21 protein-coding genes are annotated in these 14,240 nt (G+C 27.9%); all 21 read left to right on the forward strand.

The annotated features are described in order from the left end of the window. Positions 1 to 11 precede the first annotated feature (11 nt). A complete protein-coding gene (locus BEE63_RS18415; RefSeq protein WP_242874943.1) occupies positions 12 to 374 on the forward strand; it encodes a prepilin-type N-terminal cleavage/methylation domain-containing protein in 363 nt (120 codons plus the stop codon). Further along, a complete protein-coding gene (locus tag BEE63_RS18420; protein WP_066022773.1) occupies positions 337 to 810 on the forward strand; it encodes a pilus assembly FimT family protein in 474 nt (157 codons plus the stop codon). Before BEE63_RS18415 ends, BEE63_RS18420 begins: the two co-directional genes overlap by 38 nt. Further along, complete coding sequence (locus tag BEE63_RS18425; RefSeq protein ID WP_066022774.1) at positions 791 to 1,219, forward strand: prepilin-type N-terminal cleavage/methylation domain-containing protein; 429 nt, start codon at positions 791 to 793, stop codon at positions 1,217 to 1,219. Before BEE63_RS18420 ends, BEE63_RS18425 begins: the two co-directional genes overlap by 20 nt. Beyond that, complete coding sequence (locus BEE63_RS18430; protein ID WP_066022775.1) at positions 1,201 to 1,653, forward strand: competence type IV pilus minor pilin ComGF; 453 nt, start codon at positions 1,201 to 1,203, stop codon at positions 1,651 to 1,653. Before BEE63_RS18425 ends, BEE63_RS18430 begins: the two co-directional genes overlap by 19 nt. Before the next feature lie 193 nt (positions 1,654 to 1,846). Continuing rightward, positions 1,847 to 2,575 carry a hypothetical protein gene (locus BEE63_RS18440; protein ID WP_066022777.1) on the forward strand — a complete coding sequence of 243 codons (729 nt, stop codon included), beginning with the start codon at positions 1,847 to 1,849 and terminating at the stop codon, positions 2,573 to 2,575. A gap of 38 nt (positions 2,576 to 2,613) precedes the next feature. After that, entirely contained in the window at positions 2,614 to 3,081 is a 468-nt protein-coding gene (locus BEE63_RS18445) for a hypothetical protein (RefSeq protein ID WP_066022778.1), read from the forward strand. After that, positions 3,071 to 3,472, forward strand: coding sequence for a hypothetical protein (locus BEE63_RS18450; RefSeq protein ID WP_066022779.1), 402 nt, complete (start codon positions 3,071 to 3,073; stop codon positions 3,470 to 3,472). Before BEE63_RS18445 ends, BEE63_RS18450 begins: the two co-directional genes overlap by 11 nt. A gap of 176 nt (positions 3,473 to 3,648) precedes the next feature. Continuing rightward, a complete protein-coding gene (locus BEE63_RS18455) occupies positions 3,649 to 4,719 on the forward strand; it encodes a M24 family metallopeptidase (RefSeq protein ID WP_066022780.1) in 1,071 nt (356 codons plus the stop codon). A gap of 84 nt (positions 4,720 to 4,803) precedes the next feature. Further along, a complete protein-coding gene (gene efp, locus BEE63_RS18460; RefSeq protein ID WP_066022781.1) occupies positions 4,804 to 5,364 on the forward strand; it encodes an elongation factor P in 561 nt (186 codons plus the stop codon). Positions 5,365 to 5,597: 233 nt separating this feature from the next. Further along, complete coding sequence (spoIIIAA, locus tag BEE63_RS18465; RefSeq protein WP_066022782.1) at positions 5,598 to 6,521, forward strand: stage III sporulation protein AA; 924 nt, start codon at positions 5,598 to 5,600, stop codon at positions 6,519 to 6,521. Continuing rightward, on the forward strand, positions 6,518 to 7,036 hold the full coding sequence (gene spoIIIAB / locus BEE63_RS18470; RefSeq protein WP_066022783.1) for a stage III sporulation protein SpoIIIAB: 519 nt from the start codon (positions 6,518 to 6,520) through the stop codon (positions 7,034 to 7,036). The genes spoIIIAA and spoIIIAB overlap by 4 nt, the downstream gene beginning before the upstream one ends. A gap of 11 nt (positions 7,037 to 7,047) precedes the next feature. Beyond that, entirely contained in the window at positions 7,048 to 7,245 is a 198-nt protein-coding gene (gene spoIIIAC, locus BEE63_RS18475) for a stage III sporulation protein AC (protein WP_066022784.1), read from the forward strand. Positions 7,246 to 7,254: 9 nt separating this feature from the next. Next, complete coding sequence (spoIIIAD, locus tag BEE63_RS18480) at positions 7,255 to 7,638, forward strand: stage III sporulation protein AD (protein WP_066022785.1); 384 nt, start codon at positions 7,255 to 7,257, stop codon at positions 7,636 to 7,638. A gap of 9 nt (positions 7,639 to 7,647) precedes the next feature. Next, entirely contained in the window at positions 7,648 to 8,796 is a 1,149-nt protein-coding gene (gene spoIIIAE, locus BEE63_RS18485) for a stage III sporulation protein AE (RefSeq protein ID WP_066022786.1), read from the forward strand. A gap of 23 nt (positions 8,797 to 8,819) precedes the next feature. Further along, positions 8,820 to 9,401: a stage III sporulation protein AF gene (gene spoIIIAF / locus BEE63_RS18490; RefSeq protein ID WP_066022787.1), complete on the forward strand. Its 582-nt coding sequence runs from the start codon at positions 8,820 to 8,822 to the stop codon at positions 9,399 to 9,401. A gap of 12 nt (positions 9,402 to 9,413) precedes the next feature. After that, positions 9,414 to 10,034: a stage III sporulation protein AG gene (gene spoIIIAG / locus BEE63_RS18495; protein WP_066022788.1), complete on the forward strand. Its 621-nt coding sequence runs from the start codon at positions 9,414 to 9,416 to the stop codon at positions 10,032 to 10,034. Positions 10,035 to 10,110: 76 nt separating this feature from the next. Next, entirely contained in the window at positions 10,111 to 10,638 is a 528-nt protein-coding gene (locus tag BEE63_RS18500; protein WP_066022789.1) for a SpoIIIAH-like family protein, read from the forward strand. Positions 10,639 to 11,271: 633 nt separating this feature from the next. Then, positions 11,272 to 11,655, forward strand: coding sequence for an Asp23/Gls24 family envelope stress response protein (locus BEE63_RS18505; RefSeq protein ID WP_066022790.1), 384 nt, complete (start codon positions 11,272 to 11,274; stop codon positions 11,653 to 11,655). A 99-nt stretch (positions 11,656 to 11,754) separates the two neighbouring features. Then, positions 11,755 to 12,171 (forward strand): transcription antitermination factor NusB, encoded by a 417-nt coding sequence (nusB, locus tag BEE63_RS18510; protein WP_066022791.1) that lies wholly within the window; start codon positions 11,755 to 11,757, stop codon positions 12,169 to 12,171. 14 nt (positions 12,172 to 12,185) lie between these two features. Then, positions 12,186 to 13,022: a bifunctional methylenetetrahydrofolate dehydrogenase/methenyltetrahydrofolate cyclohydrolase gene (locus BEE63_RS18515; protein WP_066022792.1), complete on the forward strand. Its 837-nt coding sequence runs from the start codon at positions 12,186 to 12,188 to the stop codon at positions 13,020 to 13,022. 1 nt (position 13,023) lies between these two features. Beyond that, positions 13,024 to 14,223, forward strand: a complete 1,200-nt coding sequence (gene xseA / locus BEE63_RS18520) for an exodeoxyribonuclease VII large subunit (RefSeq protein WP_066022793.1) — start codon at positions 13,024 to 13,026, stop codon at positions 14,221 to 14,223. Positions 14,224 to 14,240 lie beyond the last annotated feature (17 nt).

A 14,240-nucleotide genomic window follows, 5' to 3' on the forward strand; every position in this document is an offset into this window, starting at 1 on the left:
TGGTATTTTTGATGAAAAAGAAGGGATTTACGCTTATTGAGCTTATAATTTCAATATCAATAATAGCTATACTAGGTTCTATACTTGTTCCTAATATTTCCTCCTATGTGGCAAAAGCTAAAGATGAGAAAGCAAAAAATATAGGAGCACTTATATTTTCAAGTTCTATGAGAAGTTATATGAAAGAAGATAAATTTGATAAAGATAAAGTTCGGAATAACATAAGTGAAGACTTGAATGTTAGAGATGCAGAGGTAGATGTTGAGAATCCAATTGATGATAATACGCTCAATGTGGATTTTAAATGTAATAATTTAAAATATGAGGTCGAGATAAATGGCAGGAAAGCTACATATGTTTTTAACAAAAAATAAAAAGGGATATGTTCTTATGGAACTTGTTTGTAGTGCGGCTATCATATCAATATTGTGCAGCACAGTTATATTGAGCATTAAAAGTTATAAAGACATTAGAAATGCACTTGAAGTTAAATATGTTAATAATCAAATGGTGAACTTTATAAATACTAGCAGAAATTATTGCATAGCTAAGGGTACATGCGGAAAATTGTTTCTTAATATGAATTTAAATCGTGTAGAGTTTTTTAAAGATATAAATTCTAATATAGATATCTTTGTTTTACCACAAGGTTTTAAACTTGAGCCGGTTGCAACTAACAATGGATTAATTTTGATTGATGAGAATGGAATGCTTTTAAATGCGTGTTCCATTGCATATAAAGATAGTAAGAAAGGAACACATATTATTACTGTGTGTGTTGGAACGGGAAATGTTGAAATTAAGAAGTAAAAAAGGTTTTGCTTTAGTTGAGGTTATGTGCGCATTTAGTATATTTTCAATACTGTTTTTATTTGCTATAGATTTAAAAGTAGATGAATTAAAGATGAAAAAATTTAATGATGAAGTTATGAATTATACATATTATTTAGATGCTGTAAAAAATGAGATTATTTTTAATTATAATAATTCGGATATTGAAGGATTGAAACAAAAAGGTAAGATATGTTTGTCAAAATCTGATATACAAAGTAATAACTATACACCCGACTTGAAAAACATAGGAACGTGTAATTTGAACAGTTATCCCTATATTATTGTAAATGATTCAAATGTAGGTGGAAGAACTAATGTGAATTTAAAACTTTATACTAAAATTCTTGGAAAGGAAAAGACTTTTGTATGTACATTCGTAAAGTAGAAAAGGGAACTACACTTATTGAAATTACAGCTGCAGCTGCCATATTCAGTATGTTTGCTGTATTTGCGATTTCGGTGCTGTTTAATTTTATAAATCAATACAAAAGTGAAATGCTTACAAATAATGATAGTGCCTATTTTTCTAATGGAACAATTGTGATAAATAAATTTTTGAAGGAAGGCACAGTAGAAGTTCAAGATGATAATAAAATAAAAATAACTAAGGATCAAAATAGTTTTAACGTGATTTTATTAAATAAATATTTAAGCAAAATTGTAATAGATTATTATATCTTAAATATGAAAGTGACATCGAATAATATTATTATGGATGTTAAAGATTTTAAAGTGATAAAAAATAACAATGTTTTTTATATTTTTGTAACTCTAAAGGATGGAAAGAGGTATATGAAGTGTTTTCCAATAAAAGAATAAAACATAAAGGATTTAGCATTATATATGGAATTATATTGGGCATGCTTTGTGTTATTGCAGCAGTTTATTTATTAAGTATTGAATGTCAAAGAAAGAAATGCATGCTGGAATTTCAAAAATCAGAATTTAAAACAAAAAATAATAACTGTGATATTTATATAGAATGAAGTTTTATTTCAGGAAAGGAGAATTCATGAAAAATTTTAAGGAAATTTATGCTGTTAATTATGACGAAGTTGAAAAGACTTACTTGAATATTTTAAATAAAATTACAATGGAAGATATAAAAAGCACAAATAAATTCTTTAATTTAAAGAGTAAAAAGACCTATGTAATAATAGGTGGAGAAGAAGTTTATATAAAATACTTTGATTTACCTAAGGTTAAAGATGAACAATTGTATCAAATGATAAATAATGAATTAAGGTATATATATCATAATGAAAGAAATTTCATATTTAGCTATAGGAAGATTGAAGAAAAAAACAATAAAATAAAAGTAATTGTATTTTTTGTGAGCTCCGATAATTTACAAGGTATAAGAAAGAATATAGATGTGAGGACTCTAAAAGCAGTAAAAATGATTCAATTTTGTTTTATTGAATATTATAAAAAGATCATTAAGGAGGATAATTTTATTTTATGTTTTTCATATAAGAAAGATATTTATATAAATGCTGTTGAAAATGGGTATATGTGTGCTAATAATATATATTCGCGTAGAAATAATGAGATATATGCCTTTTATGATTACATTAGTATGTTTATAGAAAATAAAATTGATAGAAATAACTTTAAAGATTTTTATATTGTAAAAGAAAGTATAAGTGATAAAAAGACAATAGATAAATTAATGAAAAATTTTAGAGTACATTACTTGGATGAGATGAGTAAAAGTGAATTGATGAAACTAATTGTTTAACTAAAAAAATTACGAATAGTGCCACGAAAGGAAAAAATATGGATGAAAACAATTTTTTACCCTATGATATTAAAACAGAAAAGGTTAATAGAAAAAACAAGATTGTGTATATAGTCCTAATTGTTTTAGCAGCATGTAATTTAATAGCAGTAGGTGCTTTATGCAGTAACTATTTTAAGTATAATAATTTAAAAGAAATAAAAATAGAAGATAAAACAAATTTCGAAAAAGATAACATCGACAAACCAACAGAAAATGAAATTTCTAAAAGATATAATAATAGACTTAATGAGTTTTTTTGTATTATAAATAAATTTAACTGGACTACTGTTATAATAAAAGATAATTTGATAAGTTTTAATGTAATATGTGGAAATAATGAAATGGAAAATATGCTTTATGAAATGGAAAAAAGTGAAAAGTTTAAGGTGCAAGATGTTTGTAAAGGTGAAGATGATGATAATTCATATAATTTAAATGTAAAGGTGGAATTACATGAAAATTAAAATTATAGCGGGGGTACTATTAGTATTCTCTTTTTTATTTTTGATTGCAGTGAATAATAAGGTTTATAATAAATATATAACTTTAGAGAATCAAAATAATATGCAAACTAAGAAAATAACTAAAAAAAAGACTAATGTCTCATATAAAGAAATATTTCATACATTTAATAAATATAAAGATGTAAATGTAGAAGATATTAAATATGATGATAAAAATAATATATGTACGGAAGTAAGCTTTGTTTCCGACAAAAATGGAATAATGAGTAAGCTTAATAAATTTAGTTATGAGAAATGCATAAATAATATTAGTAATATTACTATAAACAGCAAAGATGGTAATAAAGTCTGTAAAATAGAGCTGATGCTCAAGAAGCAAGGGGAAAAATAAATTTGCAAATAATTATAAGTTCTGATAAAATAGCATTGGTCAACCATGTGTAATTTTGGAATAACTTATAATGTCAATAAATATATATTGAAATTACAAGCTATTTATTTAAGTCGTAATTTATGTGCTATAAGATTGATATTATTAGTATAAGTGTCAGAAGGGAGACGTCTTAAGTGTATAGTAAAAGAATTGAAAAATTAAGAAAAGCAATGGTTAACAGTGGAATAGATGGGGTTTTGCTTATAAGTGATCCTAATAGAAATTACATGAGTGGTTTTACGGGCGACGAAAGCTTTTCTATAATAACTTTAGATGAGACTATATTTATAACTGATTCAAGGTTCACAGAACAGGCAAAGCAGCAAGTTAGTCAAAATTATAAAGTTGTACAGTATGATAGGCCATTTTCATCTTTCTTAGGTGGTATGGTAGAAAAGCTAAAAATTAAAAAGTTGGGATTTGAAGAAGATATAATATCATTTTCTACGTATAATACTTATAAAAATAGTGTTAAAGCAGAACTAGTACCTTTAAATGGTATGGTTGAAAAATTAAGAATTATAAAAGATGATGATGAGATTGATACTATAAAGCAGGCAGCAGCTATAGCCGATAAAGCTTTTAGTCATATGCTTAAATTTATAAAAAAAGGAATGACAGAAAGAGAAATTGGACTTGAACTTGAATTTACCATGAAGAAATTAGGTGCTAGGGATTTATCTTTTCCATCTATAATAGCAAGTGGTGAAAGATCATGTTTACCTCATGGTCAGGCTACTCAGAAGGTTGTTCAAGATGGAGACTTTTTGACTATGGATTTTGGATGCATTTTTAATGATTATTGCTCTGATATGACAAGAACAGTTGTTATTGGAAAACCAAATGATAAGATGAAAGAAATATACAGTATAGTTCTTAAGGCTAATGAAGCTGGTCTAAAAGCTATAAAGAGTGGAATTAAAGGTTGTGAAGCTGATAAAGTTTCAAGAGATGTAATAAATTCTTATGGATATGCAAAGAATTTTGGACATTCACTAGGTCATGGAGTTGGAAGACAAATACATGAGAACCCTACACTAGGTCCTTCATCTGATATAGTTTTGGAACCTGGAATGATAGTAACAGATGAACCTGGTATATATATTCCTGAATTTGGTGGAGTAAGAATAGAAGATTTAGTACTTGTTAAAGATAATGGATGTGAAGCTTTATCACATTCACCTAAAGAACTTATATGTTTATAGTTGTTTAATAAGGATAAAGTGTATTAATTTTACCTAAAAGGTTATAATATTATATATTGATTAATGTTTTGGAGGGATACTTAAATGATATCAGCAGGAGATTTAAGAAAAGGAACTACTTTTGAGTTAGATGGACAAGTTTATAATGTAGTTGATTTTTTACATGTAAAACCGGGAAAAGGAGCAGCTTTTGTAAGAACAAAGCTTAAAAATGTTATTAATGGTGCCGTAACAGAGACAACATTTAACCCAACAACTAAATTACAGGAAGCAGTAATAGAAAGAAAAGAAATGCAATATTTGTATTCTGATGGATCTTTTTATTATTTCATGGATCAAGAGACTTATGAACAAATTCCTTTAAGTTTTGATCAAGTTGAAAATGCTATTAAGTTTTTAAAGGAAAATATGTTTGCAACAATTAAATTCTATAAAGGAGAAGCTTTCTCAGTAGAAGCACCTAATTTTGTAGAGCTTAAAATAGTTTCATGTGAACCTGGAGTAAAGGGAAATACAACATCAAATGTTATGAAACCAGCTACTCTTGAGACTAATGCAGTAGTTCAAGTACCTTTATTTGTTAATGAAGGAGAAACTATAAGAGTTGATACAAGAACTGGGGAATACATGGAAAGAGTTCAATAATCATATTATCAACGAATCTTACAGTTTTATATAGAAAAATTATTTATAAATATCTAAGCTTTTAAAGTAAAAAGGTTTAGTACATATAAAGCATAAAGAAGTCATAGATTTATATTAAGTCTATGGCTTCTTTTGTTTTTTGCAATTTTATAAGAAGCATATATAAATTTCATTTTTTGTAATAATTCATAAGTATATAAAATAATAATTAATTAGGGAAAGGAGGAAAAGTGATGAACCTTAAAGATATTTTTTCCATACTACCTGAAAATATAGAAAATCAAATTAAAGGAATATCAGATTGTAATAAATTGCAGGAGATAAGAATAAAAGTAAACAAGCCTTTAATGCTCCAAGTAGGTGGAAGAGAAATAACAGGTAGTTCTATTACTACTAAAGAAGAGTTAAAAAAAATATTTAATATTATGAGTGGTTATTCAATATATTCTGTAGAGGATGAATTAAAACAAGGCTATATAACTATAAAAGGTGGACACAGGGTTGGAATATGCGGTGATTGTGTGGTTGAGGGAGATAAGGTAAAAACTATAAAAAATATATCTTCGTTAAATATAAGAATATGTAATGAAATAATAGGATGCTCAAATAAGATAATGAAAAAAATAATTCATGGAAACAGGGTGTTTAATACCATTATAATATCACCTCCTAATTGTGGTAAAACAACTTTACTAAGAGACATTGCAAGAAATTTATCATATGGCATTAGAAGTATTGATTTTAAGGGGAAAAGGGTATGCATTATAGATGAAAGAAGTGAAATAGGTGCTTGTTTAGAAGGCATAGCCCAAATGGATATTGGAATAAGAACAGATATAATGGATAACTGTCCTAAAAGTGTTGGTATTATGATGGCTATAAGGAGCATGGCACCGGAGGTTATAATTTGCGATGAAATAGGAACCTATGATGATATTAAGAGTATACTTACCGCAGTAAACTGTGGTGTTAATTTGGTTACTACTATACATGGTTTTGGTATTGAAGATTTAAATAAAAGAGATGTATTTAAAGATGCAGTTAATAACAGAGTTTTTGAAAGAGCAATAGTTTTAAGTGATAAAAGAGGAGTTGGAACCGTAGAGTATATTTATAATTTTTATACAGGGGAGAAGGAGGGGAGTTTATATAATTGATAAAGTTTTTAGGATGCATTCTTATTATAACTTCTTCTACTTTTTTGGGATTTAGTTATGCAGAGAACTTTAGAAAAAGAGTAAAGCAGTTAAAGGAGCTTCAAAATTGTCTTTATGAACTTAGAAATGAAATTATATATGCTCATGTGCCGCTTATCGAAGCATTTAATGAAACTAGCGAAAGGGCAAATTATCCTGTGAACTTGATTTTTAAGTGCGCAGCAGAAAATCTTAATAATAAAACTTGTAATAGCGTATATGAAGCATTTAAATTTACTTTTGCATCTGAAAAATTTGATACTAATTTAAAATATGAAGATAAAAGGATAATTTTAAATTTATCTAAAAGTTTAGGGGAAACAGATGTTGATGGTCAAATAAAGGTATTTGATTTAGCTGTTGAAAGTATAAAAAAAAATATAAATGATGCAGAAGAAACGATGAAAAAAAACGTCAAAATGTATAGGTGTTTAGGCTTTTGCGTTGGGGCGATGATTACAATTATGCTTATTTAGGAGGTGATCTTTTGCTTGATGTAACACTTATATTTAGAATTGCAGCAGTTGGAATTATCATCATAATTATGGATAAAATACTTAAATCCAGTGGCAAAGATGATTTTGCGGTAGTAACAAATTTAGCAGGCATAGTGATCATTCTCATTATGGTAATAAATTTAATAAGCAAATTGTTTGATGCTGTAAAAACTATGTTCCAACTCTAGGGGGATATTATGGAAATAATAAAGATTGCAGCTTTTGCATTTGTAGCTTTAGCAGTTACGCTTGTATTTAAAAACAGAAGAGAAGATGTAGCTATTAGTATAAGTATAATTACAGGAACTTTAATTTTTATTTTTATGATACCTAAAATAACATCAGTTATGCAGGTTTTACAGCAATTTGCCCTTAAATCTAAAGTGGATTTTGTATATTTAACTACTGTGTTTAAAATACTTTGTATCGCATATGTAGCATCATTTTGCAGTGAAATATGTAAGGATGCAGGACAAAATAATATAGCTTCAAAAGTGGAATTTGCAGGGAAAATACTTATTCTTATGTTAGCAATACCAATACTTATGGGGGTTTTAAATGCTATTTTAAATATCATATAGGAGTAAAAAATGAAAAAAATAATATTAATGCTTATAATTTTTTTTATGTTATTACCAATAACTGTACAAGCATATAATGTGAATAATGATAAAAGTACTAAGGAAGATGAAGAACAAATAATGCAGATGTATGATTACATGACTAAAATTAAAAATAAATATGAGATATTAAGGGATTTTGATATAAAGGATTATGTTGAGTATTATATGAAAAATGGTAAAGGGAATGTATCATTTACTAAATTTAGTAAGGCTGTAGCCCAGTACTTTATTCAGGATATATCAGCTAGTTTAAAATTAATATCTACACTTATATTTATATGTATTATATGTGCTCTTCTAAATAATTTACAAAATGCTTTTTCCTCAGAAAAGTTAACGGATATAGCATATTTTGCATGCTACTCAATTATAATAATAATAATTGCCAGAAATTTTAAAATATGTATAAGTACTGCTCAAGCTTCAATGAAGGATATGAGTAGTACCATGGGAGCACTTGTGCCAATTTTACTTACGCTACTTATAAGCTCAGGAAGTTTAGTTCAGTCTACTCTCCTTGATCCTATTATATTGTTTTCTATTAGCTTTACACAAAAAGTTTTTAATGATGTATTAATACCAATGATTTTAATGTCTTTTGTACTTGAATTTGTAAACAACTTATCTAATGATTACAAAATTGATAAATTATCAAAACTGTTACGCCAGTGTGTTATGTGGATACAGGGTATAGTTATGACCGTATTTATAGGAATAATAACTATACGTGGAATAAGTGCTAAAGCTGTAGATAACGTTACTTCAAAAACTGCAAAATTTGCAGTGGATAATTTTGTACCAATAGTTGGAAAATGCTTATCAGATGCAATCTCAACAGTAGCTGGATATTCAATACTAATTAAGAATGCAGTTGGAAGTGTAGGGCTTATTGTTTTAATAGCAATTGTTATTTTCCCTATAATAAAAATTTTGGTACTTGCATTTATTCATAAATTAGCAGCTGCTTTGGTAGAACCTATAAGTGATAAAAAAATAGTTAATTGCATAAATAGTGCAGGCGATTGTCTTATACTTATTGCTTCGTGTCTTATAGGCGTATCAGTAATGTTTTTTATAATGATAGCAATAATAATAGCTGCGGGTAAAGCAGCTTAAAAGGGTAAGGAATGGTGAACTATATGATTAAATGGCTTCAACAATGGGTTATAACTATATGTACTACAGCTGTACTTATTACAGCTGTGGAGATTATATTACCGGATAATAAGCTCAGAAAATACGCTAAGTTTGTAGTAGGTCTTATTTTAATGACTGTAATTATTCAACCAATAATAAAAGTTGTAAGTAAAACTGATGATGTAGAAAGCTATATTATAAATGCTCAGAATACATTTGAACAAAATAATTATAATGAGACTCTAAAGAAAAGTGACAGTAAAAATGTATCTTCTATAGTAGGGGAGTTTAAAAAAAATTTAGAGGACAGCTGCGTAAAAATGCTAAAAAACAAATATCCTGATAATGATTATAGTGTAACTGCTGAGGTTAATTATGATGATAGCAGTAAAGCGGTCTCCGTAAAGTCTTTAAGCATTGGAGTGAAAGACAGATCAATTGGGAAGGTAAAAAAGGTGAGAATAGAAGATGAACAATGTGATAAAAGCAGTGATGTTGATGAAAAAACAAAAAAAGAAATAAGTACTTATGTAAGTGATGAAATAAAAGTACCTTATTCTGATATAAAAGTTTATAAACTTTAATGGGGTGATGAGATGAATTTTAAAAAAATTTTAGAACATCTTAAAATTAATTTCAAGGATAAGAATGGCAAAAAAAATACATTAAGTAACATAATTATTTTAGGGCTTATAGGAGTACTCTTAATTATTACTGCTGATTTTTTTAGAAATACTTCTAATATGTCTTTGGCAAGTAATAGTAATAATACTAGTAAAAGTAATCAAAGCAAGACTAAGAATGAAGTAGAACCTTCAAAAGATTATGAAACTAGTATGGAAAACAAATTAAAGAGTACTTTAGAGCAAATAGATGGAGTTGGTAAAGTTCAAGTTATGATTTATTTTGGAAGTGGAGAAGAACAGGTACCTGCCACTAATGAAAATAAAACTAAATCTGTTACTGATGAAACAGATAATTCCGGTGGAAAAAGGACAACTACACAAAATTCTGATGGAAGCACCGTTGTAACCTCAAAAGATGGGGATAAAGAATCACCATTCATACTAAAAGATTACAAGCCTAAGATAACAGGAGTATGTGTGGTTGCAGAGGGGGCAGACAGTTCCGTTATAAAACTTAATATAATAAATGCTGTTGTTGACTTATTTCAACTTAGTGAAGATAAGGTAAATGTATATCCTATGAAAAAATAAATCATTCATAGAAAAGAGTAAACAAGCATATAAATTTTTTAGAATAGATAATAAATAAAGGGAGGATAAGAAATAAATGAATAAAAAACAAGCTGTTATCATTGTTACTTTAATGGTACTTATAGTGTGTGCTGGTGTTCTGGCCACAAGGGTCAGAAGCCCACTTTATGTAAATGATTCTGATTTTGATAGTGATAGTAATAATAAGAGTACAGTTTCTCTTAATGATAATTCTAAAAAAAGCAGCAGTAAATCAGACATATTTGCAGAGGGAAGACTTGAGCGAGAGCAGAAAGATCAAAGGGAAATTCAGACTTTAAAGAACATAATTGATGATAAAAATGTTTCAAATGAAACTAAATCATCAGCTCAACAAAAGATGATGACATTAACAGATGAAGATGCTAAAAGTAATAAAGTTGAAACAATGCTTAAAAGCAAAGGCTTTAAAGAAGCATTATGTTCAATTACTGATAGTAAAGTAACTATAACAGTAAAATGTGATAATGATAAATTGACTGATAATCAACTCAGAGATATTAAAGAAGTAGTTACAGATGTAACTAATCTCAGGAACATAGAAGTTTTACAGCCAGTACATTAAAACGTATTTTAAATAGTACCTCTTACTGCGCTAAAAATTAGAAGCAAGGTAAATTTTTCTCCGCTATCCTACGAAAAATACGGTAACCTATTTAAAAATCAAATAATATAGATATCAAAGTAGATTAGCTATTTATATTCAAAATTCCGTAGGGACGGAGGAATTTTTTCATTGTTTTACTCCAAAAGCGAATTAACATTAATACGTAACGATTTAAAAAAATTCTAATAAATTTTGGTGAAAAAATCGTAAAATACTTAGTTATTTCAATTTGTCTGAGCATCTTTTCAGTGAGTTATTGAAATATCTTAGTATTTTACGATTCTTAATTAGATTTTTAAATTAAGAAATCTAATTTATTAATCGTAAACATTAAGATTGCCTATATTTTATAAAGAAGGATAATGGGTCTACGACCTAAACCCCATTTATGATAAGATTTATAGAATTTTTTTAATGTTACAAATCAATGTTAGTTCGCAATATTTTTAAATTGCCTATTTGTAAAATACTAATTATTTTGATATAATACTCTTAGTTTAGTGAATGAATTTTTGATTTGTGTAGTATCCTTTAATTTTAATTATAGGTAATAGCTTTGTTTTTTTTCAAAGCAGAGGAGGTAATATTAAGATGGAAGAGGAACTTAAGGATATAGATATGGGAATAGTTAAAATATCTGATGAAGTAGTTTGCGTTATTGCAGGACTTGCAGCATCTGAAATAAAGGGCGTAGTTGGTATGAGCTCAGGTATTGTAGGTGGAATAACTAAGATATTAAGTGGAAAAAAGAATTTAACAAAAGGCGTTAAAGTAAATGTTGCAGAGGATAGCGCTTCAATAGATTTATATGTTGTAATAGAATATGGACTTAGAATACCAGATATTGCAGGTAAGGTTCAGGAAAATGTAAAGAGAACGGTTGAAAGTTTAACAGGACTTAAGGTTTCAGCGGTAAATGTTTTTGTTCAAAATGTAGCTTTTGTAGACAAGGAAGAAGAAAAAAAAGAAGAATAATTATAAAACACCCTCTTAAGAGGGTGTTTTGATGTTTATAAATTATAGTTTGTATACATATATTTCAATTTGAATTGTGTATTAGGAGGAAAATTTTTAATGAACAGAAAAAAAAGTAGAGAAGTAGCTATGAAACTTTTATTTGAAATATCTATTAATAAAAACAGTGTTTCAGAAGTTATAGAAAATTATAAAGAAAGCAATAAATCTCAGAATATAGATTTTGGATACGTAGAAAATACTATAAATGGAATAGAAGAAAATATAGATTTTATAGATAGTAAAATAGAGAAGAGTTCAAATAAATGGAAAATGGATAGGATATCTAAAGTTAATATTGCAATACTTAGAATAGCAGCTTATGAAATATTCTTTCAAAATGACATTCCATATAAGGTATCTGCCAATGAGGCTGTTGAACTTGCAAAAAATTATTCAGAAGAAAAATCTTTTACATTTGTTAATGGAGTTATTGGAAAATTAATAGATAGTGTTGATAAAAAATCTCAGGATTAAAGGGGAAATTTTATATGGGTGAATTAATTAATGGTAAAGCGGAGTCTAAAAAGTATAAAGAAAAAATACTTGAATTTGTTGAGAACAGAAAAAAGAGTGGACTTAGGGTTCCATGTATTGCAAGCATAACTGTTGGTGATGATGGAGGCTCAATATATTATGTTAATAATCAAAAGAAAGTTTCTGAAAGTCTTGGACTAAAATTTGAAAGTATATTTCTAGATGAAAGCATAAGTGAAGAAGAACTAATAAATACTATAGAAGAATTAAATAGAAATAAAGATGTTGATGGTATTATGCTCCAACTTCCTCTTCCTAATCATATAGACGTAAAACTGGTAACTTCAAAGATAGATCCTAATAAGGATATAGATAGTTTAACGGATATTAATACAGGTAAGTTTTATAAGGGCGAAAAATCATTTATACCATGTACGCCAAGAAGTGTATTAAAGTTAATAAAAAGCTTAAATATAGATATATGCGGTAAAAATGCTGTTGTAATAGGCAGAAGTAATATTGTAGGTAAACCAACAGCACAGCTTTTACTAAATGAAAATGCAACGGTTACTATATGTCATTCAAGAACTAAGAATCTAAAGGATATATGTAAGCATGCTGATATTGTGGTTAGTGCTGTGGGAAGACCTGGATTTGTAACTGAGGAATTTGTAAGTGAAAGTTCTATTGTAATTGATGTAGGAACTACAGTAGTTGATGGTAAACTTCGTGGTGATGTGGCATTTGACGAAGTTATAAAGAAGGCAGCTTATGTTACACCTGTACCCGGTGGAGTAGGGGCTATGACTACCACAATGTTAATATTAAATGTTTGTGAGGCATTAAAATAGTATGTATATAAAAGTATTGTCCGTTTCTGAATTAAGTAATTACATAAAAAAAGTTATAGACAGTGATTATATTTTAAATAATGCTTACATAAAAGGAGAAATATCAAACTTTAAATTTCACAGCAGTGGCCATGTATATTTTTCTCTTAAGGATGAAGGAAGCAAAATAAATTGCATAATGTTTAGAAGCAATGCTGAAAGACTTACTTTTATACCTCAAAATGGCATGAAGGTAAAGATAAAAGGTAGAGTGTCAGTATATATTAAAGATGGGGCTTATCAGCTTTATTGTACTGAAATACAGCCTGAAGGAAAAGGTGAACTTTACGAAGCCTTTGAGAAGTTAAAAGAAAAACTTTCAAAGGAAGGAATGTTTAATGAAGAGTATAAAAGAGAGATACCTAAATACCCCAGGAGAATTGGAGTTATAACTTCTCCTACAGGTGCGGCAGTGAGAGATATAATAAATGTTTCAAGGCGAAGAAACAAAAGTGTTGATATACTAATATGTCCTACCTTGGTGCAAGGTATAAATGCTCCGAAGGACCTAATAAAGTCACTTAATTACTTAAATGAAATTGAAGATATTGATACTATCATACTAGCTAGGGGAGGCGGTTCTATTGAGGAACTTTGGTCTTTTAATGATGAAAAGCTTGCCTATGCTGTATATAATTCCAAAAAGCCAGTAATAACTGGTGTTGGACACGAAACAGATTTTACTATTGTGGATTTTGTAAGTGATAGAAGGGCACCAACTCCATCTGCGGCTGCTGAGATTGCAGTACCTAATTTAAATGAGGAGTTTAATAGATTTATTTCACTTAGAAATTCGCTTAAAATTAATATTAAAAATTATTTTGAAAATAAATACAAGGAGCTTGAAATAAACAGAAGAATCATAGAAAAGAATAGCCCTGAAGTATTTATAGTTAATGGGTACTCATCAATTGATAAATTTCAATATATTTTAAATATGAGAATGAAGACAAAAATACAAATTGAGAAGGAAAGATTATCAAAATATAATTCTATTTTGCAGCTAAACAGTCCACTCAATATTTTAAATAAAGGATATTCAATTATAAGTGATTACAATGGTAAAAATATAAATAATGTAAAAACACTTAAAGAAGTAGATCGTGTAAATATAACTTTAAAAGATGGAAAAGTAGAGGCTGAAATACATATTTCAAAATAGTTTTAAATTAGTGTGAG

Origin of the sequence: Clostridium pasteurianum (genome assembly GCF_001705235.1) — a bacterium.
Taxonomy (GTDB): domain Bacteria; phylum Bacillota; class Clostridia; order Clostridiales; family Clostridiaceae; genus Clostridium_S; species Clostridium_S pasteurianum_A.